A 24,968-nucleotide genomic window follows, 5' to 3' on the forward strand; every position below is an offset into this window, starting at 1 on the left:
TTTGAAATTTTGACAATATGTTCGACGAAGATAGAAAAAACAAAAAGATACTGACCCCCGGTCAGGCTAAGCTAAAAGCTGAAAGCTATTGTGCTTATCAGGAAAGATCCCAGCAGGAAGTAAGGGACAAACTCTACAGCTGGGGGCTACACGAGGCAGACGTTGAAAATTGTATAGCGAATTTAATCGCAGAAAACTTTCTGAACGAAGAACGCTTTGCGATAGCCTATTGCAACGGTAAACTACGCATGAAAGGCTGGGGAAAAATTAAAATCAAACAAGCTTTAAAAGGAAAGCGTGTTTCGGAACAGCTGATAAAAATTGCCTTCAAACAGATCGCCCCAGATGAATATGAGCACATCTTGGAAAATACTATTGACAAGAAAATTCGGGAGATCAAAGACAAAGATTCGTTCATCATCAAGAACAAAGTCTATCAATTTGCTTTGTCCAGAGGATTTGAAAGCGATTTAATTTTTTCTATACTGAATTCAAAGGAGTTATAANNTGGTAGAGCACAACCTTGCCAAGGTTGGGGTCGCGAGTTCGAATCTCGTTTTTCGCTCACCTGCCTAGGTGGTGGAACTGGTAGACACGCAGGACTTAAAATCCTGTTCCCGTTAAGGGAGTGCGGGTTCGATTCCCGCCCTAGGTACAAGAAAGCTCATCAGTCGATGGGCTTTTCTTGTTTATGGCAACAGGTACAGTAAAAATCCGTAAATGAGGCTCAAAAGTATAAGCTGCAACATTCCGATCCGATATCTAAATAAGAGGAAAATTGAAATAGCTACCCAAAGTAACGCCTTCCAGTCCAAATTTGCCAAACCGGACGTTGTTGGAAACAAAATTCCCTGCCCTAGATAAAAAGCTAAATTAACAATCACACCTACTACAGAAGCGGTGACCAAGGAGAGTACATACTGGATGGCTTTATTTTTTTGAGAGCGTTCGATAAGCGGCGCACCGATAAAGATCAATGCAAAATTGGGCAAAAAAGTAAAGTAAGCTGTAGCCGCCAAACCTACCATAGCCATTGCATAGGAGTGGTCAAAATGATTAAATCCGGCCATAAATCCCACATAAGCCAACACGATAACCAATGGCCCCGGCGTTGTTTCGGCCAATGCGAAACCGTCTATCATTTGTGTCTTTGTCAGCCAGAGAAATTTTTCCGTCACCAAATTTGCGACATAGGGAATAACAGTATAAGACCCCCCGATTGTAAAGTACGCCGATTTTGTAAACAAGAAGGAGAGATCTTTCCAAAATGTAGCATCTGGCATAAACAGGTATAGCGCCATAAATGGGCCCAACCACAACAAAAAAAATGCAAGAAACTGAACACAAATCTTACGTACGGAAATTGACGGTACTGTCTCCAGGGAATTGACATGATAAAACCGCTCTTTATCGACCTCTTCTTCCTGTTCAGATTTACCCTTTTCCTCCTTGGGGTTTAAGAAATAAAGTGAAAATCCCAGAACGATAACCCCCAAAATAATCCAGGGCATAGGGACTTTGACAAAATAAGAAAGCAAAAAAGCAAGCAAAGCGACGATATAATGCCATGTACCCAATAATGACTTCTGTCCCACTTTGTAAGTTGCGAACAATATAATCGCCAGCACTGCGGGTTTTAAGCCAGAGAATAGTGCAGATAGAAACGCAGAATTGCCAAAGTACACATACACCAGACTAAGTCCCAATATGATACACAGAGAAGGTAATATAAAAAACAGTCCCGCCAGTACTCCACCCTTTAGACCATGTAATTTCCAGCCGAGATAGATGGTCAATTGATGTGCTTCAGGTCCCGGTAGCAGCATGCAGGCATTCAGCGCCCGAAAAAATTTTTTGCTGCTTACCCACTTTTTCTTGTCCACCAGAAAATCATGCATGATCGTTATATGCCCCGTCGTTCCACCAAAACTTATCCAGCCCAGGATAAACCAAAACCGGATAGCTTCCCGAAAACTAGGCTTAAACAATTCATTTCTCTCAATGGCGACAGGTTTTTCCAAATCTGATTTATATTTATATTATGACGATTATAATTGCAACGATAAGGGTATGAGCTACCCGATTAAACCCGTTAAAAAAGCCGATCAGCTTCCATTTAAGGCATAAAAAAAGCGATATATTTATAAAATATCTCGCTTTCCATTCAGGAAAAAGACCCTGATAATTTTATTTTTTATCCAAGATGGTTACTTCTACTCTTCTATTTTTTTGACGTCCCTCCGGTGTCTTGTTATCACCAACAGGATTTGACTGGCCAAAACCTTTTGCTGTAATACGAGACTCTTGTACACCCGAATCTACAAGGAATTTTTTTACGGACGCAGCACGTTTATCAGAAAGCCATTGGTTATACTCGACGGTACCGGTAGCATCTGTATAGCCGTCAACTTTAATTTTATTGTTGTTCTCTTGCAGGATTAAGGCCAGCTTACTTACTTCAGTCTTTGCCTTTTCAGATAAATAGGAAGAATTTGTTGGGAACAATAGATCCGACGAAATACTGAATTTAATTCCCTCGTCAGTCCTTTTCGCATCATTAAAGTCCTTTTTCACATTTTTCAAACCATCATCAGTTCCATCTTTTGTGACAACAGCTCCAGGATTTACTACAATAGCCTGTTGTTTACAAGAAAATAATGATAAACCTGCACATACGGCCAATAGTCCCAAATTAATTTTTCTAAGCATCGTTTTTAACGTATTTAATGTCGATTTAAACAGGGTAAATATAAGGAAAAAAGACCAAAAAAGGTGCTCCTTTCCGTTCATCGGATCGTAACAAATCTATTTCTTCAAATATACCATATCCAATGTCTTTTTAATTTCAGGAATTTGCTCATACAGCTTCCAGATCATGCCTGAATTGGCATTTTCAATCATTACAGCTATCGTGGCCTGATTTCTCGCCCGGTAACTTTCAGAAACATCATTATTTTTGAGATCGATCCAAGCTCTAAATCCATATTGTGTAAACAGGACATCTGCATACTCCTCATAAAATTTACGCAAAGCTTTCAAACCGATTTCCTTTTCAAAGGGATAAGAGGCTATTGAAATGGCCGGATTCACAAGATATCCCTGGTCCTGGTAAGCATTATCCGCTTGTTCAACACCCCAGATATCCGTAAATCGTGTTCCGATATTCAACTCATTATCTCTTCGTTTATAGGCAAGTATATAGTCTGAGAGATACTTTTTATAGTCCACAAAATTATCCACTTTCCCTTTCGGATTCATGATCAAAAATGGTCTATAAACAGACATCAACGATTCCGTCAGATTACCTCCAGCGATACTTTTAGCAAAAATAACCTTATCGTCCGAATAAATCGAAACGGGTACATTCTCTATGTTACCGATCAGGGGATTGCTACTTATCGTTTGCGCAAGAGAATCATTCAACTTTGTCCTTATCTCCGGTACCAAAGCGTTCAATTCATCACTAAAATCTATTCCGTCCGCATGTTTAGTTGCAAATCCATTTGTATAAGCCGAAGCAGCCAAAGGATGTGTTGGAGACGACATGGCAAGCACATAAGTACTAAGGCTCTCGTTAAACCCGCCCAATTGGCGGGATCTCGCCGTAGTATCTATAGGAGACCACTTGTTCCAAAGGACATCCGAGTTATTTGGATCAGTAAAATACCTCCAATTAATTCGTTCCCATAATGCCGTAATTGATTTCCGTAGCGATTGCTCCTGTGGATCATCTTTGCTAAAGTATTCACGGGCGATCAATAATGACTCCATCAGATGTGAAGTGCCTCTTACATCATAGGTCGGTACAGAATCACGATAGTGAGGTACTCCCGATCTCCCATCATAGAAGGCAGTAAACACGCCCTGATGATTTTGCGCCGCGCTCAAAAATTTCACCATCCGTGTCATCCGGGCCAACAAAGCTTGTCTAGACATCAGTTGGTTTTCAGCAGCAACAAGCAAACCCAGGATAGCATAGCCAGTTTCATTGGTTGAAACTATAGCCTGACGATTCCCACGGTCAGGAAGGTACATCCCACTGTTCACATCATAATTATCAATAAAATAATTCACGTGCGCATTCCGAATAAAACTTAACATTTCCGCATCGGTTCCCTTTTTGGTCTGTATTTCCTTTACATCTGAAAATGGGGATTCTACGTAGTTGTAATCTACCCAGGCTATTTTATAATAATAACTCTTGTTATACTCGTTCACCCTATCGAGACATTTCTGCACATAAATCGGTAAGACTGCGATTGGCTGATAATTCAGCTTATCTTCCGATCTATAAATTTTCACGTAGCGAATACTCGGAGTCAATGGCAATTGCCATACAAGTTCAACCTGCTTGTCCACTGCACCTATTTTAGACAAAATAGCAGCCGATGACAGCTTAACCTTTGGGTAGTTTTTCGGGAGGAACTCGATTTGATCTATAAAAAGCTGATGCGTAATTGTACCGGTACCATTTTGTTCAAGTAACAACGAAGACACAGCCTTTCCTGTGACAATTCCTTCAAATTTTGACACGGGAATAGAAACATTGAGCCAGGTATCATATGCAAAGTCATCAATGTAATAACTAATATCCAATGCATTGGAGCGTACATCATTTTGTTGTAGGGCAACTTTAGGCAACTGCCCCTTTTCAGTATTACTTTGAATGAACAATTTAAAGGTTAAATGATCATCCTTGGCAATCATATACTGAAATTTCTGTTTATCATTTAATATACTGGCCTCCCATTTTCCATTTGGAGAGGAAACGTAACGCAGGGAAAGAGAATTCCCCGGAGTAAAAAACAAGCTATCTGAAACCGGAAGGCTGTGATTCACATTTTGTATCCAGGACTCACCTGTATAATGTGCCATGCTTTTCGCATAACTTCCATTGATTATACTATTATCAAACAGTACCTCCGGATAGCTTTCTGATCTGGCAAGTATAGGTGAAATCAACAGAAATAGAAAGTAAAAGTATTTTTTCAGCATAAGTCAACATTTTTCACAGGCTTACAATCAAAAACTAAGCCACCACAATGATTATAACGCAAATGTAACAAAGGATTTCCAATGATATTGTATGCTCAAATTTTAATTTCGGAAAAAATGCGCTAAATTAGCCCCCTGAATATTTTCATAAAATAGATATATGAAAACCACTTTTGATTTTGAAAAGCCAATTGCAGATTTGCAGTTGCAGATTGAAAAGGTAACACAAGTTGCCGAAAAAACTCAAGTTGATATGAGCGCAACCGTTCGTGAACTTGAGGAAAAACTTGCTTCTACGGAAAAAGAAATATACAGCAATTTAACAGGATGGCAGAATGTTCAAATGTCACGTCATCCGGATCGTCCACAGACCTATGATTATATCGAAGCAATCTGCGATGAGTTTATCGAATTGCATGGTGATCGTACGGTAAAAGATGATAAGGCGATTGTAGGCGGCATGGCCTCCATCGATGGCAATCCTGTCATGATCATTGGTCATCAGAAAGGTAAAAACACCAAAGAGCGTCAATACCATAATTTTGGCATGGCCAATCCGGAGGGTTACCGTAAAGCATTGCGTCTGATGAAAATGGCTGAAAAATTCAATAAGCCCGTCATTACATTAATCGACACCATGGGTGCTTATCCGGGTTTAGAAGCTGAGGAGCGTGGACAAGGTGAAGCTATCGCACGCAACCTAATGGAAATGGCAGTACTTAAAGTTCCTATCATCTGTGTGGTCATAGGTGAAGGTGCTTCGGGCGGGGCCTTGGGTATCGGAGTAGGTAACCGTGTATATATGATGGAACATACTTGGTATTCCGTTATTTCGCCAGAATCTTGCTCTTCGATTTTATGGAGAAGCTGGGATCACAAGGAAAAAGCAGCAGAAGCGTTAAAACTAACTTCCAGTGATATGTTAGGCAATGGATTAATAGATGGAATCATTCCTGAGCCATTGGGCGGTGCTCATCAGGATCCAGCACAGGCAGCCGCTAATCTGAAAGAGCAACTATTGAAAGATCTTGCTGAATTGACGGCAAAAGACAGCGATACATTGATCAAGGAACGCATTGACAAATTCAGTAATATGGGCGTTGTGACAGAATAATGTCATCTCCATATTTATCAAAAATATAAGAAAAGTCGGCAAGGTATGCCGACTTTTCTTATTTAACAGCAACTTATTTTTAAAAAAGGTAAACACTGCCTACACAGAATCGCTCAATTCACGATCAAATTCCTGCCTTTTCAAACAAGAAGCCGTTCTTCTAAAAAAAATAAAAGCGTAATTTATAAACCGTTACAAAATATTTAAACAAAAAGAACAAAAACATTTGGACACAATCACATCTTTTTATACCTTTGCATCACTTTCAAAAACAGAAAGGATTCCGTAGCTCAGCTGGTAGAGCAATACACTTTTAATGTATGGGTCCTGGGTTCGAATCCCAGCGGGATCACAGAGGAAAAGCTAATCGCAAGATTAGCTTTTCTTGTTTAAGGGATTAGGATTCGAACGGAGGGCCGGCCGGGTTCGATCCGTCGGAGGCTCAGGGATGTGAACGGGGACTGTGGGGCTGAGCCAATCCCAGCGGGATCACAAAGGAAAATCTAATCGCAAGATTAGCTTTTCTTGTTTAAGGAATTAGGATTCGAACGGAGGGCCGGCCGGGTTCGGTTTTTAATCATGTGTCAGAACAACCTCCAAAAACTTAACGGCCTCTGCCCCTACAATATTTTTCACATGGAGTTCCACTGATTGCTTTCCGACAGGCAGATCTATTTGTCCGAGCATAAGGGAGTTTCCATGGCTGCTTTTAGGCGATGCCGGATCAATGGCGAAGTTGATTTCTTTTCCGGCTATTTTTAAAACCATCTCCCCGCCTGTGTTTTCCACATCTTTGACATAGCGTACCGAGACTTTAAACCGCGCAGGTTTCAATGCATTGATATCCCATCCAAGATACTGATTGCTATTTCTCCATCCCGATACATAGTAACGGTCTCTTTTTCCATCCCCGAATTTCATCGGTTCTCCATATTGTTTTGCGTAAAATGACAATAAACGATTTTCCGCAATTTGCACATCAACATAAATCAGGTTATTAGATTCAGGCGCAACGCTATCCCGCTTTAACTGAACAGCAATAACTTCGTCTGCCAAATCATCCCCTATTTGATCCAATGGAATATGGAGTCCGGTGGTATCTGAAGAATAACCTTTGATCCTTTTTTTTGAAGACAGCAGAGAAATGGATTTAACCGCCATCGTAAGTCCGCCTACAGTTAATTTCTCTCCTTTCGGCTTTTTAAAGACATGCAAATACAAGGTGCTGTTTCTTTTTGTGATCACTCCCCATTGTTGACGCGGTAAGGACGAAGGCGTCACATCGATGACACTTTCCTTATTCTTTGCCATCCATGTGGCTATTCCTTCCAAAATAATCGCATCAGCTGCATCAATACTACCATCGCCTTTCGGGCCAATATTCATTAAGATATTTCCACCCATAGCAGTCGCTTTGGCCAACAATTGGATAAAATGTGCTGTAGGTTTGTGATTTTTATCCGTCGAGGAATAGCCGTATGAATCATTCGTTGTGGGAATAGCCTCCCAATAAGCTCCTGCAGGGACGGGATAAAACTCTTCCGGTCGGTCAGCAGTATTCAAATAATCACCGTAATTCCGGTCACCTGTACGCGCTAATCGTCCATTAACAACGATAGCGGGGTCAGTATCCCGGATTGCTTGCAGAATTCTTAAATTTTCGGATAAAGGCAGCTTATGTGGTGTATCGAACCAGAGCAAATCGGGATGATACCTATGGATCAGCTCTTTTATTTGAGGAATCGCCTTTTCATCGACGTAGCGTTTTGCTTTAGGCAACCATTCCGGATGACTGTCAAACCAATTTACTCCCCCAAGCAATTTGTCCCCACCCGGGTTATTATAATCCCAGTCATTTCCCGGTGCATCGGGATGCTCCCAGTCAAATGCATGTGAATAATAAAATCCGAATAACAAACCATGTTTATGGCAAGCTTGCGCCAGTTGCATCAATGGATCCTCTTTTAATGCAGTACTCTTTATCGAATAAACACTAGCATATTGTGATGGATACATTGCGAAGCCATCATGATGTTTCGCTGTGATCATAAAATACTTCATACCGGCATTTTTCGCCAAGATTACCCATTCTTCAGCGTTAAACTTTTCGGGATTAAATCTGGCGGCAGAATCCAGGTATTCCTGACGAGGAATTTGCATGACACGCATGAGATGTTCGGCATACCCCCCTCCTTTTTTTCCCTTCCAGATATTGCCATATTGCGAATAAACACCCCAGTGGACAAACATGCCAAAGGTGGCCTTTTTCCATTTTTGAACACGCCGTTTTTGTCCTGTTGCAGCTTGCTTCCACCAGCCGGTCTCCGCAGCCGATATCGCAAGACTATCCCTTGCAGTAGGATCATTAAACATCGCTGCGGCTTCATTTCCCCTATTGGCATTTTTAACCTGCCCTACGCTCACCATAGCAGCTGCCGAAAGCATTAAAACAAGGCAATACCTAGTATTGATCATAAGTTTCGATTTATAATTGTCTCTTTAAGCCGAACGCAAGCACAGAGGTGCATATGGTTCAACTATAATAATGTATACTATTTTCAAAAATAGCTTAAAACGAAAAGAATAAGGTGTAATTTTTGTTCATTTTAGGGTAATAGCACATAAGTCAAAAAAGATAAAACCTATCCAGCCCTGCACTGTTTATCTTATATTATAAACTTAAGGACACATGAGCAATTCTTCAGATTATTGGCATGTTCAAATCGGATCGAAAGTCAACAGCAGTGAAATCTTTATCGAAGTCACCAAAGACGGTCCGTATATTTTACACGGACAAGTACCCTTTCATTTGCAATACATCATTCCGGATCGTCAGGGTGCGAAACCGTCAGAACCTTTGCCATTGTGGGCAATCGGCCAACAAACCATTTTGCGATGGTAAACATGCTTCCATGGAATTTCAGGATGGGTTCAGTAAGTACGCGCAAAAATAGCATCTTGACATTTACTGTTCCCAAGATGCCATCTCATTGGCCTATTTTTATTCCAAGGAGCTACAAGCTATCGGTATTTATATAATATTTGTTTAAAATTTATTTTAAATTCATGGAAAAGCTAACTGCAAAAGCAAGCATTCAGATTCAAAAACCCGTCCGTGAAGTTTTTGAAGCCATTGTTGACCCGAATAAGATGAATCATTATTTTATTAAGTCCGCAACTGGACGATTAGAGACGGGAAAAACCGTAGAATGGACTTTCCCCGAATTCCCTGACAGTTTTCCCGTAACCGGAAAAACAATTCACCCGGACAGTTATATTTCGTTTGACTGGAGCGGTGGGATCGCCAACCAGTTGGTTGAGATCAACCTCTCTGCCTTCGGGGAAGACGCTACCGTCGTCAGAATTACGGAACACGAAATGAACAACGATCAAGATGGCATTTTGATCATGATGCGACAAACGGAAGGATGGGCAAACTTTCTAGCTTGCATGAAGGCCTATCTCGAATATAATATCAATCTTCGAAAAGGTGCGTTTGATTTTATGTTTTAATAGCAATTAGGGAAATGGTGGTAAACAAAACTTCCTACACAGAAAAGAATGTCAATGACTTTATTCAAGAAATATCGGATGTGCAAAAAAGAGAAGATAGCTTCCAGCTTATCCATCTGATGCATTCCGTCTCAGATGAAACCCCAAAGATGTTTGGCGGATCCATCATTGGCTTTGGACAGTATCATTATATATACGCGAGCGGACACGAAGGCTATGCCCCTTTGATAGGCTTCAGCCCACGAAAAGCGGCGATCTCGCTTTATGTGTATACCGGACTCGACGAACATAGGCCATTGGTGGAAAAATTGGGTAAATTCAAACAGGGAAAAGCCTGTATTTACATTAAAAAACTAAGTGACATCAATACGGATCATCTGACCACATTAATGCAGCAGACTATCCAATTTTTATCAACAAAATACACACGGATCAAGGATAAGGAATAATCGTATGACAAGCAGCTTTTCAACAATTGACGCGTATATAAACCAATTCGAGGGAGATAAGAAAGCATATCTCATCCAAGTCTACAAACTTATAGCCGGGGTGGTCCCCACCGCGGCCACAGAAACCATTTCCTACCAGATGCCTACCTTCCGATTGAATGGCAATCTGATTCATTTTGCCATGAATAAGCAGCATCTCGGAATATACCCCGGGCCGGACGCCATTGAACATTTCGCTCCTCGGCTCAAGGCTTTCAAAACAACAAAAGGTGCCATTCAGATCCCGATAGATCAACCCATACCCGAAAAAATCATCCTGGATATTGTTGCATTCAACATCGAAAAACTCAAAGATAAACAAGGTCCCAACTGGCATAAAAACCGTGGAAATTGGCTGGAAGCTGAAGAAATGATGCAACAGATCATGTTAAAAACCACACTGAAAAAAGAATTCAAATGGGGAACTTACGTTTATACACACAAGGGAAAGAATGTTATCGGATGGGGCGGTTTCAAAAACTTTTTCTCCCTCTGGTTTTACAATGGCGTATTTTTAGAAAATAAGGAAAATGTTCTGATCAATGCTTCAGAAGGAAAAACCAAAGCACTTCGCCAATGGCGTTTTAAGGACGTGAATGAGATGGATAGTGCCAAAATTGAAGCATACATCCAAGAATCTATTCAAACTGTTGACGAAGGAAAAGAAATTAAACCAGCTAAAAAAGAAGTTATCCCCCCATCGGGTCTGTTACTGGAAGTTCTTCGTTCAGATGAGGTATTTCATGATCATTTCAATGCCTTAACTCCCGGAAAACAAAAAGAATATATCCAATATATCGACGAGGCAAAGCAGGAAAAAACTAAATTATCCCGTCTCGAAAAAATCAGACCGATGATTATCGCCAACAAAGGACTAAATGATAAATATAAATAATAAATTTCAACTCAAAAATCGACGCTCATGGAAAATTCAATTATACCCGCCATCTGGTTTGATCAAAATGCGAAAGAGGCTTTTGATCTATACTCTCAGACCTTTCCAAACAGCCGTGTAACCCGCAACTCCCCGATCGTTGTCGAGGCTCAGCTCAATGGCGTAAAATTTATCGGCATCAACGGCGGTCCGACGTTTAAACCTAACCCATCCATATCATTTATGGTGATCTGCGAATCAAAAGAAGAAGTTGATCGCATCTGGAGTGCATTTACAGCAGGTGGCAACACATTAATGCCCTTGGACAGTTATCCCTGGAGTCCATACTATGGTTGGATAGCGGATAAATATGGTGTAAACTGGCAATTATACCAAGGCAAACTCAGTGATACGAATCAGCAAGCTATTGTCCCTACCCTGATGTATTGTGGGGCCCAGCAGGGTAAATGTGAAGCCGCGTTAAAGTTTTATGAAGATATGTTCGACGACTTTCATAGCAACGGTATCATGCGTTATGCAACAGGTGACTACGAAGGTTTGGTTCAGCATACACAATTCCTTGTCAATGGATTTACACTAATGGCAATGGATAGTGGTGTCACGCAGAACTTTACTTTTAATGAAGGAATTTCTCTTTCCGTCTTATGCAAAGATCAGGCAGAAATTGACAATTACTGGAATAGCATTACCGCACGGGGACAGGAAGGCTTGTGTGGTTGGTGTAAGGACGAATTTGGAGTAAGCTGGCAAATTGTACCTGCCCAGATTGCCACATATCTTCAAAATCCCGGAGCCGGAGAAGCGCTGATGAAGATGAAAAAAATCATTATAAAAGATTTAATAGGATAAGCTTGTTAGCCGATAACCAAGCGCTTATTGCTTAAAAGATGCATAAAAAAAGGGGATAACGATCATCCCCTTTTCATTATCAGCTAAGCATTGACCTGCAATGCCAGTGCATATAATTTCATTTGTTTGATCATCGACAATAAACCGTTAGCGCGGGTCGGCGACAAATGCTCTTTTAAGCCTATTTCATCAACGAAATACAGGTCTGCATCAACAATTTCTTTTGCCGTATGTCCAGACAATACTTTGACCATCAGACTAACCAGACCTTTGGTGATAATTGCATCGCTATCAGCTGTGAAATACACTTTCCCGTCTTTAACCTCAGGATACAGCCATACCTTGGACTGGCAGCCTTTAATAATATATTCTTCTGTTTTATATTGCTCATCAATTAAAGGAACCTCTTTCCCAAGCTGAATGATGTATTCGTATTTTTCCATCCAATCGGTAAAGAAAGCAAAATCCTCAATTAATTCATTTTGTATTTCATTAATTGTCATAACCATTTTTATTACACCAACATATTGACAGCACGCTGAATGCCCGCTACCAAGATATCTATTTCTTCTTTTGTATTGTAAAGTGCCAATGAAGCCCGGATTGTGCCCGGAATACCAAAACGGTCCATCACAGGCTGTGCACAGTGGTGACCGGTTCGCACCGCTATTCCCAATTTATCCAAAATTACACCTACATCATAGGGGTGCGTACCTTCGATAATGAATGAAATGACGGAACATTTTTGGTCGGCGGTGCCAATAAATTTCATCCCGGGAATCTGGGACAATTTTTCCAAGGCATAGTCCAACAGCTCGTGCTCATAAGCTTCGATATTCTTCAAGCCGATTGAATTGATATAGTCAATAGCTTCATTTAAACAGATTCCAGCTTCGATATTAGGTGTTCCAGCTTCAAATTTAAAAGGCAATTCATTATAAGTTGTCTTTTCAAAAGTCACCTCTTTAATCATATCACCGCCACCCTGATAAGGGGGCATTGCATTCAATAACTCTTCCTTACCATACAACACACCGACACCTGTCGGCCCGTACATTTTATGTCCAGAAAATGCCAAAAAATCAACATCAAGATCCTGCACATCCACTTGAATATGCTGGACAGCTTGTGCCGCGTCAACCAGGACAACCACTCCTTTGTCATGTGCGATCGAGATCATCTCCTTCACCGGATTGATCGTTCCCAATGCATTGGAGACGTAGGTTACGGCAACTAGCTTGGTCTTTTCATTGAATAAATTTTGGTAAGCTTCCATATCAAGCTCCCCTTTGTCATTCATAGGAATAACACGGATTTTACATCCTTTTTCATCGCATAGCATCTGCCAGGGAACAATATTGGAATGGTGTTCCATCGCAGAAATGATGATCTCATCTCCCGCATGTATAAATGCCCTTCCATAACAAGTCGCTACCAGATTGATACTATCAGTCGTACCCTTGGTAATGATCACTTGTTTATCTTCGGGGGCATTGATAAAAGATTGAAGCTTTTTACGGGTAACCTCAAAAGCATCCGTTGATATCTGGCTCAGGTAGTGAACACCCCGGTGTACATTACTGTTCATATCCGTATAATAATGTGCAATGGCATTTATTACTGCCGTGGGTTTTTGTGTCGTCGCACCATTATCCAGATAAACCAAAGGTTTGCCATTCACCTCTCTTTTTAGAATAGGAAAATCTGCCCGTATTTTATCTATGCTATATGTTTCCAAAGTCGTCTCCATAATTTATACAAAGTTAATAGTATTTTATCGAATACGGGCTGAGCAATCTGTTTTTTATGTCATTATCAATTACCCAAGCTGTCTGTCTACCGCGGTATAACGTGGCTCAATCCAGTTGAAGATGCTCCTTTTATCCCCTTTTACCATTTTAAACAATTCTATCTTGCTTTTATAATTTATTGGAGCTATTTATTTACCTTTGTATTGATATGCAAGAATTACCTCTAAATTTACCAGAAGGCTCACGTAAAGAAGTGATGGCCTACTTGGAGCCTTTCATGTTAAATGAAATGAGCGAATACCTGAAGCCTGTAGAAGAAATGTGGCAACCCGCTGATTTCCTTCCAGACGCTTCAAGGGATACGTTTTTTGAGGAAATAAGAGATTTACAGGAAAGTGCCAAAGAACTTTCGTATGACTTGGTCGCTGTATTAATTGGCGATACAATCACCGAAGAAGCCCTTCCGACCTACGAATCCTGGTTGACTATGGTCGAGGATGTCGATAAAAATGAACAAGGTGGATGGATGAAATGGGTTCGCGCCTGGACTGCCGAAGAAAACCGCCACGGGGATCTATTGAATAAATATCTTTACTTATCCGGCAGAATAGATATGCGACAGTTTGAGATGTCCACACAATACCTGATACAAGATGGTTTTGATATCGGGACTGGTGCTGATCCTTACCGTAACTTTATCTATACCTCATTCCAGGAACTTGCCACCAACGTATCCCACCGTCGGGTATCGGGACTTTCCAAAAAAAGTGGTGATAAGCTTCTTGCGAAGATGTGTGGTGTCATTGCATCGGATGAAGCACGTCACGCCAAGGCCTATATGTCTTTCATATCAAAAGCCCTGACTGTGGACCCTAGCGAAGTGATGATAGCTTTTGAAGATATGATGCGTAAGAAAATCGTGATGCCGGCACAGTTTTTAAGAGAAGCAGGCGAACCTCAGGGTGACGCCTTTGCTCATTTTTCAGATGCTGCACAGCGATTAGGCGTATATACCGCTTTAGATTATGTTGATATCTTGAAAGAACTTAATAATGAATGGAAGATTGATCAAGTTTCAGGACTAAATGATCAGGGAGAAAAAGCAAGAGACTATCTCCTAAAATTGCCTGATCGTCTGGCAAGATTAGCAGATCGCATGAAGATTCCCGAAAAAGAATATAAATTCAAATGGATATACGGATAAACAGAAAAGCTTGATTAGAAATAATCAGGCTTTTCTGTTTACTACTTCCCTCCTTAATTTCTACGATAGCCTTATTCTTCTATACCTCAGGCCTTATATACGCTAAAAAAAATTAGAAATCTTAGTACAAGAATCAGTAGGCTTTCCCTAATGTCCACAATACTTTGAAATTTTCATTTGCAATTAATTTCCTGAACAGAGTCCGAGTATCGCGCATGATTCGACTATCTTTCGACTATACTTCGGGACAGGTTCGGCCCTCCTCCACCCCTGAGAGCAGGTAAGAGCGACTTGTCAATGCTGTATTTGTGTGGTGAATCCGTGTTAAACTCGGACTCACCACGGACTCACCACGCTCTCATCACTGACTCACCTCGAAGCTGATACGACTATATCCCGAAGCAGATACGAAGCAGACACGAATCACTACCGTAGGAATGGCGAACCTTATATAATCAGAAATTATTTCACATTTCCCATAAGCTTCCGCACAACAGGCGACAATGCGATGAGCACCACACCCGCAATTAAAGAATACAAACCCAATTGCTTATAACTTTCGGTGTACGTCACTAAGTTATCCGCCAGCGAACTTCCCTCTTTTGCTTCAGCCATACCCGCACCGATCAAGCCCGCCACATATTGTCCATAAGCACTCGCCAAAAACCACATTCCCATCATAATACCCTGTAATCTTGCCGGGGACAGTTTCGTCATAATGGACAGTCCAATTGGCGAGAGACAGAGCTCCCCGACGGTAATCACTAATAGAGCAAGTGTAAAGATATCCAATGAGGTCATCCCATCATGGGCAAAAAGACGCGTAGCAAAAAGCACGTAGTATCCTAGCCCTAGGAAAACAAAGCCCAATCCAAACTTGATAATGGTATTCGGTTCAAGTTTACGTTTTCCCAACCAGATCCAGAATAGTCCAAATAATGGTGCTAAGGCGATAATAAATAATGCACCTCCAGAATTATTGACACCATTTGGATCAAGTGTCACCGCCCCAAGTAAAGAGTCATTCAGATGCTCTGCAGCGAAAATACTCAGAGAGCCACCACTTTGCTCATATATCCCCCAAAAGATAATGGAAAACAAAATAAATACCAGTGCAGCAATTAATTTTTTTCGTTCCTCTCTGGTTACTTGTGACATTTCATAAAACAGATACAACAATGTCAATGGCCCGATAGTATACATAAAATAATCGGTATATTGGGTTTTCGACACCATGATCTGAATTACAGGTATAAAGATCAAGGTCAGGGCATATACCGCATATTCAACCCATTTTGGCAAGGCTTTCGTCTTTACAATAGCATCTGGGTGTCCAGGTTGCAGCCCGATAGGTCCGAGATGTCTTTTGGTAAAGTGAAAATTAATCAAACTTGCCAGCATCCCTATTGCAGCTAAACCAAAAGCAACATTCCAACGGTGAGGCTCGGAGATAACCGAACTCAACATATACCCTTTACCAATAGCGACACAAACATAGCCACCTAAAAATGCACCTAGATTGATCCCCGCATAGAAAAGCGAGAAGCCACCATCACGACGGCTATCTCCATCACGATAGAGTTCTCCCACCATCGTAGAGATATTCGGCTTAAAAAAGCCGGTACCGATAATAATAAATGAGAGACCAAAAAAGAAATATTGATGTGGATCCGCTGCCAGGAAAAGGCTTCCTGCGATCATCAATAAGCCGCCCCAAAACAATGATTTTCTAAAACCTAAAATCTTATCAGCAAAAAGACCACCGATAAATGTAAAAGCATAGACAAATGCCTGAGTAGCCCCATACTGTAAATTAGCTTCTTTCTTTGCAAAATCTAGCTCGGTGATCATAAAGAACACCAACATGCCCCGCATGCCATAAAAGCAAAACCGCTCCCACATTTCCGAAAAGAACAGGCTCCAGATTTGCCGAGGGTACTTGCCCTTAAAATTTTGAATCTCCTCTAACGACTCGCGTTTACTAGCCTCCATACTGTATTTATATTAATCAAAAAAGCTTCTTTCGTAAAAGAAGCTTATATAGTTATTATTTAATTCCGTGCATCAACCTTTTGATCAAAGGATTGAATAACATCACAAGCAATCCGGCAAAAGCTGGAATGGCTGTAAATAAAAAGAAAAAGTGACTTAATGAGTATTCTTGTTGAATTGTCTCCACCTGTCCCCCCAATACTGCTGCGACCTTTTGAGCGATCGCAATAGCAAGATACCAGATACCAAACATAAAAGCCAGCATCCGTGCCGGAACCAGCTTAGAAACATAAGACAAACCCACTGGTGAAATAAACAATTCACCCAAAGTATGGAACAGGTAAGTCAGGACAAGAAATACCATTGAGATTTTCACTCCCGGTGCTATCCCCCATGACCCCAATCCGATAATCAAGAACCCAATTGCAACCAGGATCAAACCGAATCCATATTTAAATGCTGCCGAAGGGTTATATTTCGATTCCCAGATCTTGGAAACTGTAGACGCTAATGCAATAATAAAAAAGGAGTTAAGAATTGAGAACCAGGAGACTTTGATTTCTGAAGCCTCTTTGTTAAACTCCTGATAAAGCATCCAGATCGCCGCACCCCAGATCAGTCCAAAACAGACAAATAAAACGATATTGGATATTGCGATCTTATCCCATGTCACCTTGGCCAATTTAATTAAGACCCAACTGATAATTGACAGCGGTACAATCGTTAATAAACCATTGACCACATTAAATGTCGTCAATGCAGTGCCTGTAAGCGCTCTGTCGATATTATCTCTTGCGACAATGACCAGTGAAGTTGCTCCCTGTTCAAAGCTCATGAAAAAGAAAATAAGGAAAAATGCCAAAAGCACCACGGCAAACATCCTGTCCCGAACAGTTTTGTCATAACGCAAAATCCGGGAAACAATCAAATAAATAAAAAGGATCAATGCGACGATGACCATGATATATTGTCCCCTCAGAAAAGAGGTATCCAGTCCGGCGAAAACATCAATAATACCATTTTTCGACAATGGGTCATTAAAAGCATAGACAAAACCTATAATGGATACGATAGCGATCAGCACATAATCTCTTAATGTAAACGGATTTTTGGTGTCCGTATCGCTAACCGTGACTTCTTTCTTTTCACCGGTCACAGACTTGTCCAAAATACCGAGGTTGCCCATGAGCGGTTTTGCGAAAACAAACTGAAGTGTACCTAAGAGCATAAAAATACCGGCTAATCCAAAACCCCAATGCCATCCATACGTTTCAGCGATATAACCGCAGAGCATCATCCCAAAGAAAGCGCCCGCATTAACGCCCATATAGAATATGGTGTATGCGCCATCCTTCTTTTCAGGAAGGTCTTTATACATCTCGCCAAGGATTGAAGGCATATTCGGCTTGAAAAAGCCCGTTCCGATAACCAGGCAGATCAACCCCAAGAAAAACATAATGGCGGTATCAAAAGCCATTGCCGCATGCCCTAATGTCATGATCGCCGAACCTATAATAACGGCTTTCCGGGATCCGATATATTTATCAGCAATGATTCCTCCGAGGATTGGTGTCAAATAAAGCATCATGGCATAAGTCCCATATAATGCACCTGCCTGTTGAGCAGTCCAGGCCCAGCCAGAGAATGGACTCCCATGGATAACCGCAGCAGTTAAAAATTGCATCAATAGGACCCGCATTCCATAGAACGAGAATCGTTCCCACATTTCTGTAAAGAAAAGTACAAACAGCCCTGAGCGCTGTCCTAGTACATTTGATTTAAAAAAATCATTCGACGGGCTTGTAGTGATTTCCCCGTTTAGTCTCCCCATAAGTAATCAACCTTTATTTTTATAAAATACTTACAAAGAAACAAAAACAAAATCACTTTTGACCAAAATAAAGTTGCATAAACAAAAAAAGGTAACCCTTTTGGATTACCTTTTCAGTAACAATTTTAATATGCCCTATCTTTTGTGCAATTGTTCGTAAAGATCAATGACCTTTTTTTGAAGTTCGATAACTTCGCCATCGCGTTGTTGCAACTTTTGCGTTAACGCATTGACTTCATTAACATACTCTTTATCCTCTTCTGAATCAGAAGTAGATAATAGCTGGACAACTGTCAAATTGAATAATTTTGAGATCTGATTCAGGCGAGACAGATTCACATCTGTAATTCCTGTTTCAATTTTTGAAAATGCCGGGATTGAGATATCCAATCGCTTTGCAACATCCTCTTGACTCCACCCTTTTTGGTGTCTAAGTAATCTAATTTTTTTTCCTAATGCATTCATCTGGTAGATATTTTAAACAAAAATAGCAATTAAAAATTAATTTACATTAAATTATAATTTTTTCTTTAAAAATCCCTAAAAAAACGATCAGCAAGAACGGACAGATTAACCCCGTTATAATTATTTAAACTCATAAGCAGTAAATTGTAACCCCTGGATTTTACTCCATCTAAAAAAGAATACAAGCCATCCAAACTCACAACAACCTCTAAATCAGCATTATTAAAACTCTTCTTGATATTCTCAGGAACACTTTCAATATTCTTGTTCATTTCCTTACAGGAGTTGATATTCACGTAGACAACAGAGAGATCCGACTCACGCATGGAGTCAGCATATTGTAACAAAAAGCTTGAATCCAAACTATCATACGAGTTTATTTCGATAATTGTGACCAATTTCTGATTAGGAAATTGTTCTTTTACGGCGTGAATACTTGATTTAACCTTATCTGCATTACAGGCATAATCTTGGTAAACGACAGACCCCTCAGAACTTGCTACAAATTCCAGATAACGGATGGAGGTATTGAAACTCTTTATCGCATCAAAGAACTCTTTCTTTTTAATACCAAGCCATTCACATACCGTATAAGCGCCGGCAATATTAGACAGATTATGCTTTCCGAATATTTGTAAAGGGACATCTCCATCTGCAGTATTCAGATAAGTAACCCCTTTGTTAATGGTATAATCAGGTATTTTATAACCATGCCTATTGATCTTACAGTCTTTGGTATCCTGTAAAACACCCTGAAGGACAGCGTCTTCTTTATTATAGATCAGCGTACCTTTAGGGGGTATGGTGTCAATAAAATCTTCAAACTGTTTAATATATTCCTCTTTGGATATTTTGGAATTAAATTCATTCCATACAATACCCGAAATTAAGGCGATATTGGGCTTATAATACAAAAATTTGGACTTAGGATCAATTTTGGACGAAACATATTCATCTCCCTCGATAATAATAATCTTATTATTTTTTGTAATATCTACCAACTTATCAAAGCCTCTCAGCTGGGCTCCTACTAAATAGTCAAAATCTTTACCTAAGAATCGCATCACATGCATGACCATGCTCGTGATCGTTGTCTTCCCATAGCTACCTGCGATAACTACACGGATCTTATCCTGCGAGAGTTCTTGAATAAACTCAGGAAAAGAATAGATCTTTAAACCTAGTTCCTGTGCTTTTTTTAATTCGGGATTATTTGCTTCCGCATGTGCTCCCAAAATAACAGCATCAATATCATCCGTCACCTTGCCGGAAAACCATCCCAATTGATCTGGCAATAATCCAGCTTCGATAAGATGGGAACGGGAAGGTTCCACAATCTGATCATCAGATCCAGTAATCTGATGCCCTTGCTTTGCCAATGAAATGGCAAGGTTATGCATCACACTACCACCTATCGCTATAAAATGAATACGCATCGCTCTATTACCGTTTCACAAACTTGGCTGCACACCAATTATTTAAAACTTTTTTGGAGATAAATTCAAACCCCAAAGACTCAGCGGCATCACGCAACATCGCCAAATCTTCCTGTTCATAAAATCCACTTAAGTACAACTCTCCATTTTTATTGATACTTAATGCATATTGCGGCAACTGCTCCAACAGGATATTTCGATTAATATTTGCTAATATCGTATCGAAAAGACGATCTTTTAACACCTCAAAGGATCCACATACAGCCTCGATATTGTCAACATGATTAAGCCCGCTATTTTCAGCGACACTTTCCACGCAGATTTCGTCATAGTCCACTGCCAATATGGTCTTAGCTCCTTTTTTTGATGCCAAAATCGCTAGGATACCTGTACCGCAGCCCATATCCAATACTCGCTTGCCCTCAAAATCATTTTCCAGGATATATTGAAGCATCATTGATGTAGTCTGATGGTGCCCTGTCCCAAAAGACATTTTAGGATCAATGATGATTTCATAAGGGAAATCAGGTTTTGACTCATGAAATGTAGCCCGTACATAACACTGTCCACCGACTTCTATGGGATTAAAGTTACTTTCCCAAAGTTTATTCCAGTTCTGGTTTTCTATTTCCTGAACCTTATAGTCCACTTCAAGTCCAGCATCCAGATTTAGCATTAATGTTTCTAATGCCTGCAAATCAAGATTTGCAGCCGGTATATAAGCTGCAAATCCTGATTCGGTATCTTCAAAAGTATCAAAACCAATGTCTGCCAAATCAGATACCAATAGATCCTTTTGCCATTCCTCTCCTGATAGCATTTGAAAGATAACCTCTATGTATTTCATTTCTAAAAATTAGCCGTTAAACACTTTGGCAATATCAATAAAATCTCTCGATTTCAAAGAAGCTCCTCCGATCAAACCACCGTCGATATCCGCTTGCGCAAATAAATCCTTTGCATTGCCCGGATTACAGGATCCGCCGTAAAGGATACTTGTATTATCGGCTGTTTCCTGTCCATATTTCTCTGCCACAACCTGACGGATAAATTGATGTACCTCCTGCGCTTGTTCCGGACTGGCGGTAAGTCCTGTACCAATTGCCCAAACTGGCTCATAGGCCAATACCACAGCTGCAAAAGCTTCATTGGATAGATGGAACAATCCATCAGTCAATTGTGTTTTAATTATTTCAAAGAAATCACCGGACTCACGTTCTTCTTTCGTTTCTCCAATACAAAATATCGGCGTCAAGCCATGTTTCAAAGCGATATCTACTTTAGCAGCCAACAAAGCATCTGTTTCACCAAAATAAGCACGTCTTTCAGAGTGTCCCAAAATAACATGTGAAGCACCGACCGATTTTACCTGAGCTGCTGAAATCTCACCTGTATATGCTCCAGATTCTGCCTGATGAATATTTTGTGCACCAATATTTACATTTGTCACATTCTTGGATAGTTGTCCAAGACTTGACAAATGGATAAAAGGGCTACAAACAACCAATTCTTGATTTCCGATTACCTCATCTTTGGCCATATTGATAATTTCAGAGAATAAACTTAATCCCGATTGATAGTCTAAATTCATTTTCCAATTACCAGCTACGATTTTCTTACGCATGATTTTTACGATTTAATTATATTTTTTGTTAAGTTGATTCAATTCCCTCTTGTGTCGTTCGGGCAGTTCTTGATTTTTTGACATATATAGCGTTTCCAGATACTCCATAAACTTATCAAAGTTATAGTGTTGCGTATCCCCATTAAACACCCAGGCAAACGACGGTACAAATTTAGCATAAAAACTTGTATCTGCCAGCATACTTGCAATTCCAATTACCGTTCCGGTATTTAAAGAAGAATTAATACCCGTTCGTGTATAATCTCCCATGAAAACGCCGCACTTTAATAAGCCGGTATCTCTAAACCCTTCCAGCTTATAATCATAAATTGAGACCGTTTTCAGATTATTTTTAAGATTCGAATTGGATGTTCCTGCACCGAGGTTACACCAATCGCCGATAACCGAGCAGCCCAGATAGCCGTGATGACCTTTTGCCGAAAAATCACCGATAACCGCATTGCCGACCTCGCCGCCTACGACACTCTTCCGGCCAACCGATACATTGCCGTAGATGGTTGCCCCCATTTTTACGACAGCCCCTTTTCCTAAGTATAAAGGCCCGCGTAAATGCGCTCCCTCCATGATGGTGGCGCCTTCATCAATGTAAATAGGTCCGCAGGTCGAATTGAGCGTGGCGCATTCCATCGTGACCTCTTTCGCAATATAAAACGCCGTCCCTAACAGCTGATTTGTCGGGGAAACATTGGCAATAGATGTCTTAGTTGCCAAAAGCTTGAAATCACGCTCAATTTCAGCCCCTGTCAATAAAAATAAATCCTCCACCCCTTTCAACAGCGCAATTTCTTCGGTTATATCCTTCAATTTAAGCGCACAGCTTCTGTTATACCGCAAGGCAATGATCCTACCGCCGCACCGCAAGACATCTCCTTCCTCCATGGCCAAAACAGCCCGTAAAAGCACCTCAGAAGGAACAACATGTTTGGTCACCCAAACGGCTCCGTCCTCCAGCACTTCGCCTTCAGCAAGTTCCAAATCGAATACTGAGGCCAACCTAAGCCATTTCTCCCTTAGCGTCAGGATACCGACACGTAAGTCAAGACAGGATTTAATAAAGGTAAAAGGATATAAGCTCTTTTTATCAAAAGAAGTCAGCGGGAAAGTAAGCTTATCCAACGGTCGGACAGCATCAAAACAATCTACAAAAAAGATTTTCACAAAATAAAAATAACAAAAAAAACCCGACAAATAACATTTATCGAGTTCTTAATATTGTAATATACAGATCTGCTACAATTATTTTTTGTTGTAACGGCTACGGAATTTGTCGATACGTCCAGCAGTATCAACCAATTTCATTTTACCTGTATAGAAAGGGTGTGATGTATGAGAAATCTCTAATTTTACAACTGGATACTCATTACCATCTTCCCACTGAATAGTCTCTTTCGTGTCAACACAAGATTTAGTAATAAAAGCATAGTCGTTTGACATATCTTTAAATACAACTAATCTGTAATTTGAAGGATGCAAATCTTTTTTCATTATTATATATGATTACGTATATTCAATTATTGAGGTGCAAAGATAATTTATAAAAATGTAATTTGCAACAATTACGGAGAATAATTCTCTGAATTTTTCCACACTTTCAGTTACCGGCACTTAAACAATTGCAAATGTAACAATCTTTATTTACCTCCCAAGAATTATTTTGTATTCCAACTTTTTTCTCTTAACTTAACTTACTACAATTAAATCATTTACGTAATTATGAGCAAATTAGATGAAAAAATTGCTGCATATACTGCAGAATCAAAAAAATTAGGTCTGTCACTAGATGATGCATTTATTGCCAAAGTGACCAAAGGAATGGGCCCCTCCATTTACAATCCAGATTCAGAAACTATTGCAGCATCAGATCCCGAGGAGCTTAAACGTGTCAAGCAAAATTTCCTGATCAAAAAATTAGGTCTTAAAGATGGTCCTGATTTAGACAAGGCATTAGAAGAAGTCATTACCACGATTGGTAAATCCAATAAAAATAAATACCGCGTTTTGGTATATGCTTTATTGGCAAAAAAATTCAAAAAAGAATCCGTTTACCAATAAGCAACAACATTTTATAATCCAACTTCTACCCAAAGACTAATTCTCCAAAGAATTGAGGCAAATGGAAATTAGGAGTTGGATTATCTATTTTATTCCATGACAGAAAATGCGGATTTTTCAGGTTGTCTCCACACTTGTAGAAGTTTCCGTGTATTGTTTTCCCCTTCAGATCACTTGTATCATCAAATTTAAATACAGCTAGCGGAATAACCTGGATCATGCTCCAACGCTTGTCAGTGCCGCTATGGCGCTCAATCATGGAAAATGCCTGTACCGTCTCTATTTCAGCTGCACTAAGTCTGTTTCTCGTTGATTTATCAGGAGATCCATAACCGATCAAACCGGTTCCTATTAAATTAAATTCGATGTTATAATAATGTTTACGATCGTCAAACGAAATAAAAAATTCCACACAACTATCCTCCCAAACATTTTGATTGACATCCGAGTAATTTCCGCGCAATTGCTCCTCTGCGACATCAAACCGCAACAAGAGTTCATTTTTTGTATAACCGATCTTAAATTTCACCTGTGGCTTATAAGGATACGACTCACTCCAATTACTATGGTCTAACGTATGCCATTCGAAATCGCCGACAAGGTCCGAAAGCTGATTAAAATTGAGACTGCCTGTCAAATTTGATGCGATGGGCAGCATGGTTAGTTTCTTCATATGCAATAAAGTTAAGAAAAAGAAGCTTCATCATCCGATGGAAGCTTCTCAAAATATTAAAGGTA

General features: G+C 40.2%; 24 protein-coding genes and 2 tRNA genes. 11 read left to right on the forward strand and 15 right to left on the reverse strand.

The genetic code is table 11. The annotated features are described in order from the left end of the window. The first annotated feature begins 17 nt into the window (after positions 1-17). Positions 18-506 (forward strand): regulatory protein RecX, encoded by a 489-nt coding sequence (locus B4G94_RS19615; protein WP_286861252.1) that lies wholly within the window; start codon positions 18-20, stop codon positions 504-506. Between the two features lie 64 nt (positions 507-570). Next, a tRNA-Leu gene (locus tag B4G94_RS19620) sits at positions 571-655 on the forward strand. Between the two features lie 34 nt (positions 656-689). Here B4G94_RS19620 and chrA read toward each other — a convergent pair. The 3 genes from chrA to B4G94_RS19635 form a co-directional block, all read right to left on the reverse strand. Beyond that, positions 690-2,021: a chromate efflux transporter gene (gene chrA / locus B4G94_RS19625; RefSeq protein ID WP_286861254.1), complete on the reverse strand. Its 1,332-nt coding sequence runs from the start codon at positions 2,019-2,021 to the stop codon at positions 690-692. A 166-nt stretch (positions 2,022-2,187) separates the two neighbouring features. Then, entirely contained in the window at positions 2,188-2,709 is a 522-nt protein-coding gene (locus B4G94_RS19630; RefSeq protein WP_108637006.1) for an OmpA family protein, read from the reverse strand. A 96-nt stretch (positions 2,710-2,805) separates the two neighbouring features. Then, positions 2,806-4,995, reverse strand: coding sequence for a glucoamylase family protein (locus tag B4G94_RS19635; protein WP_286861257.1), 2,190 nt, complete (start codon positions 4,993-4,995; stop codon positions 2,806-2,808). 160 nt (positions 4,996-5,155) lie between these two features. On the opposite strand from B4G94_RS19635, the gene B4G94_RS19640 reads away from it, so the two are divergent. Then, positions 5,156-6,109: an acetyl-CoA carboxylase carboxyltransferase subunit alpha gene (locus tag B4G94_RS19640; protein ID WP_108636971.1), complete on the forward strand. Its 954-nt coding sequence runs from the start codon at positions 5,156-5,158 to the stop codon at positions 6,107-6,109. A 279-nt stretch (positions 6,110-6,388) separates the two neighbouring features. Then, positions 6,389-6,461 (forward strand) — tRNA-Lys (locus tag B4G94_RS19645). Positions 6,462-6,682: 221 nt separating this feature from the next. On the opposite strand, the gene B4G94_RS19650 is transcribed toward B4G94_RS19645, so the two are convergent. After that, positions 6,683-8,584 carry an alpha-L-fucosidase gene (locus tag B4G94_RS19650; protein WP_286861262.1) on the reverse strand — a complete coding sequence of 634 codons (1,902 nt, stop codon included), beginning with the start codon at positions 8,582-8,584 and terminating at the stop codon, positions 6,683-6,685. 239 nt (positions 8,585-8,823) lie between these two features. Between B4G94_RS19650 and B4G94_RS19655 the strand changes: the two genes are divergently transcribed. From B4G94_RS19655 to B4G94_RS19675, 5 genes are all read left to right on the forward strand, one after another. Next, positions 8,824-9,063: a CDGSH iron-sulfur domain-containing protein gene (locus B4G94_RS19655; protein WP_376786664.1), complete on the forward strand. Its 240-nt coding sequence runs from the start codon at positions 8,824-8,826 to the stop codon at positions 9,061-9,063. 112 nt (positions 9,064-9,175) lie between these two features. Then, entirely contained in the window at positions 9,176-9,622 is a 447-nt protein-coding gene (locus tag B4G94_RS19660; RefSeq protein WP_165305726.1) for an SRPBCC domain-containing protein, read from the forward strand. Positions 9,623-9,636: 14 nt separating this feature from the next. Next, a complete protein-coding gene (locus tag B4G94_RS19665; RefSeq protein ID WP_286861267.1) occupies positions 9,637-10,071 on the forward strand; it encodes a DUF1801 domain-containing protein in 435 nt (144 codons plus the stop codon). A 4-nt stretch (positions 10,072-10,075) separates the two neighbouring features. Then, entirely contained in the window at positions 10,076-11,005 is a 930-nt protein-coding gene (locus B4G94_RS19670) for a DUF1801 domain-containing protein (protein ID WP_286861269.1), read from the forward strand. Positions 11,006-11,032: 27 nt separating this feature from the next. Beyond that, on the forward strand, positions 11,033-11,854 hold the full coding sequence (locus B4G94_RS19675) for a VOC family protein (protein WP_286861272.1): 822 nt from the start codon (positions 11,033-11,035) through the stop codon (positions 11,852-11,854). Between the two features lie 83 nt (positions 11,855-11,937). Here the strand turns inward: B4G94_RS19675 and B4G94_RS19680 are convergent, their stop codons facing one another. Beyond that, complete coding sequence (locus B4G94_RS19680; protein WP_108636977.1) at positions 11,938-12,357, reverse strand: SufE family protein; 420 nt, start codon at positions 12,355-12,357, stop codon at positions 11,938-11,940. An 11-nt stretch (positions 12,358-12,368) separates the two neighbouring features. Continuing rightward, positions 12,369-13,604, reverse strand: coding sequence for a cysteine desulfurase (locus B4G94_RS19685; protein ID WP_286861274.1), 1,236 nt, complete (start codon positions 13,602-13,604; stop codon positions 12,369-12,371). Between the two features lie 209 nt (positions 13,605-13,813). Here B4G94_RS19685 and B4G94_RS19690 point away from each other — a divergent pair, with 209 nt between their 5' ends. Then, on the forward strand, positions 13,814-14,809 hold the full coding sequence (locus B4G94_RS19690) for an acyl-ACP desaturase (RefSeq protein WP_108636978.1): 996 nt from the start codon (positions 13,814-13,816) through the stop codon (positions 14,807-14,809). 462 nt (positions 14,810-15,271) lie between these two features. On the opposite strand, the gene B4G94_RS19695 is transcribed toward B4G94_RS19690, so the two are convergent. The 8 genes from B4G94_RS19695 to B4G94_RS19730 form a co-directional block, all read right to left on the reverse strand. Then, positions 15,272-16,801, reverse strand: coding sequence for a peptide MFS transporter (locus B4G94_RS19695; RefSeq protein ID WP_108636979.1), 1,530 nt, complete (start codon positions 16,799-16,801; stop codon positions 15,272-15,274). A 55-nt stretch (positions 16,802-16,856) separates the two neighbouring features. Next, on the reverse strand, positions 16,857-18,632 hold the full coding sequence (locus B4G94_RS19700; RefSeq protein ID WP_286861279.1) for a peptide MFS transporter: 1,776 nt from the start codon (positions 18,630-18,632) through the stop codon (positions 16,857-16,859). A gap of 135 nt (positions 18,633-18,767) precedes the next feature. After that, positions 18,768-19,097 (reverse strand): helix-turn-helix domain-containing protein, encoded by a 330-nt coding sequence (locus B4G94_RS19705; RefSeq protein ID WP_070566095.1) that lies wholly within the window; start codon positions 19,095-19,097, stop codon positions 18,768-18,770. A gap of 65 nt (positions 19,098-19,162) precedes the next feature. Continuing rightward, complete coding sequence (locus B4G94_RS19710) at positions 19,163-20,533, reverse strand: Mur ligase domain-containing protein (protein WP_286861282.1); 1,371 nt, start codon at positions 20,531-20,533, stop codon at positions 19,163-19,165. Positions 20,534-20,540: 7 nt separating this feature from the next. Further along, positions 20,541-21,380, reverse strand: coding sequence for a 50S ribosomal protein L11 methyltransferase (prmA, locus tag B4G94_RS19715; protein ID WP_165305722.1), 840 nt, complete (start codon positions 21,378-21,380; stop codon positions 20,541-20,543). A 9-nt stretch (positions 21,381-21,389) separates the two neighbouring features. Further along, positions 21,390-22,157 (reverse strand): triose-phosphate isomerase, encoded by a 768-nt coding sequence (gene tpiA, locus B4G94_RS19720; RefSeq protein WP_108636983.1) that lies wholly within the window; start codon positions 22,155-22,157, stop codon positions 21,390-21,392. 12 nt (positions 22,158-22,169) lie between these two features. Then, positions 22,170-23,336 (reverse strand): putative sugar nucleotidyl transferase, encoded by a 1,167-nt coding sequence (locus B4G94_RS19725; protein ID WP_286861287.1) that lies wholly within the window; start codon positions 23,334-23,336, stop codon positions 22,170-22,172. A 78-nt stretch (positions 23,337-23,414) separates the two neighbouring features. Beyond that, complete coding sequence (locus tag B4G94_RS19730) at positions 23,415-23,663, reverse strand: type B 50S ribosomal protein L31 (protein ID WP_077437478.1); 249 nt, start codon at positions 23,661-23,663, stop codon at positions 23,415-23,417. A gap of 228 nt (positions 23,664-23,891) precedes the next feature. Between B4G94_RS19730 and B4G94_RS19735 the strand changes: the two genes are divergently transcribed. Beyond that, on the forward strand, positions 23,892-24,230 hold the full coding sequence (locus B4G94_RS19735; protein WP_108636985.1) for a DUF2853 family protein: 339 nt from the start codon (positions 23,892-23,894) through the stop codon (positions 24,228-24,230). A 25-nt stretch (positions 24,231-24,255) separates the two neighbouring features. Here the strand turns inward: B4G94_RS19735 and B4G94_RS19740 are convergent, their stop codons facing one another. After that, the gene (locus B4G94_RS19740; RefSeq protein ID WP_286861290.1) at positions 24,256-24,903 is read right to left on the reverse strand and encodes a carbohydrate-binding family 9-like protein; all 648 of its coding nucleotides are present in this window, start codon (positions 24,901-24,903) and stop codon (positions 24,256-24,258) included. Positions 24,904-24,968: the final 65 nt, after the last annotated feature.

Origin of the sequence: Sphingobacterium sp. UBA7625, from assembly GCF_002484085.1 — a bacterium.
Taxonomy (GTDB): domain Bacteria; phylum Bacteroidota; class Bacteroidia; order Sphingobacteriales; family Sphingobacteriaceae; genus Sphingobacterium; species Sphingobacterium athyrii.

Coding starts and splice junctions, on each gene's coding strand:
- B4G94_RS19615 (WP_286861252.1), top strand. CDS start 18: ATGTTCGACGAAGATAGAAAAAACAAAAAGATACTGACCCCCGGTCAG.
- B4G94_RS19630 (WP_108637006.1), bottom strand. CDS start 2,709: ATGCTTAGAAAAATTAATTTGGGACTATTGGCCGTATGTGCAGGTTTA.
- B4G94_RS19635 (WP_286861257.1), bottom strand. CDS start 4,995: ATGCTGAAAAAATACTTTTACTTTCTATTTCTGTTGATTTCACCTATA.
- B4G94_RS19640 (WP_108636971.1), top strand. CDS start 5,156: ATGAAAACCACTTTTGATTTTGAAAAGCCAATTGCAGATTTGCAGTTG.
- B4G94_RS19650 (WP_286861262.1), bottom strand. CDS start 8,584: ATGATCAATACTAGGTATTGCCTTGTTTTAATGCTTTCGGCAGCTGCT.
- B4G94_RS19655 (WP_376786664.1), top strand. CDS start 8,824: ATGTTCAAATCGGATCGAAAGTCAACAGCAGTGAAATCTTTATCGAAG.
- B4G94_RS19660 (WP_165305726.1), top strand. CDS start 9,176: ATGGAAAAGCTAACTGCAAAAGCAAGCATTCAGATTCAAAAACCCGTC.
- B4G94_RS19665 (WP_286861267.1), top strand. CDS start 9,637: ATGGTGGTAAACAAAACTTCCTACACAGAAAAGAATGTCAATGACTTT.
- B4G94_RS19670 (WP_286861269.1), top strand. CDS start 10,076: ATGACAAGCAGCTTTTCAACAATTGACGCGTATATAAACCAATTCGAG.
- B4G94_RS19675 (WP_286861272.1), top strand. CDS start 11,033: ATGGAAAATTCAATTATACCCGCCATCTGGTTTGATCAAAATGCGAAA.
- B4G94_RS19680 (WP_108636977.1), bottom strand. CDS start 12,357: ATGACAATTAATGAAATACAAAATGAATTAATTGAGGATTTTGCTTTC.
- B4G94_RS19685 (WP_286861274.1), bottom strand. CDS start 13,604: ATGGAGACGACTTTGGAAACATATAGCATAGATAAAATACGGGCAGAT.
- B4G94_RS19690 (WP_108636978.1), top strand. CDS start 13,814: ATGCAAGAATTACCTCTAAATTTACCAGAAGGCTCACGTAAAGAAGTG.
- B4G94_RS19695 (WP_108636979.1), bottom strand. CDS start 16,801: ATGGAGGCTAGTAAACGCGAGTCGTTAGAGGAGATTCAAAATTTTAAG.
- B4G94_RS19700 (WP_286861279.1), bottom strand. CDS start 18,632: ATGGGGAGACTAAACGGGGAAATCACTACAAGCCCGTCGAATGATTTT.
- B4G94_RS19705 (WP_070566095.1), bottom strand. CDS start 19,097: ATGAATGCATTAGGAAAAAAAATTAGATTACTTAGACACCAAAAAGGG.
- B4G94_RS19710 (WP_286861282.1), bottom strand. CDS start 20,533: ATGCGTATTCATTTTATAGCGATAGGTGGTAGTGTGATGCATAACCTT.
- prmA (WP_165305722.1), bottom strand. CDS start 21,380: ATGAAATACATAGAGGTTATCTTTCAAATGCTATCAGGAGAGGAATGG.
- tpiA (WP_108636983.1), bottom strand. CDS start 22,157: ATGCGTAAGAAAATCGTAGCTGGTAATTGGAAAATGAATTTAGACTAT.
- B4G94_RS19730 (WP_077437478.1), bottom strand. CDS start 23,663: ATGAAAAAAGATTTGCATCCTTCAAATTACAGATTAGTTGTATTTAAA.
- B4G94_RS19735 (WP_108636985.1), top strand. CDS start 23,892: ATGAGCAAATTAGATGAAAAAATTGCTGCATATACTGCAGAATCAAAA.
- B4G94_RS19740 (WP_286861290.1), bottom strand. CDS start 24,903: ATGAAGAAACTAACCATGCTGCCCATCGCATCAAATTTGACAGGCAGT.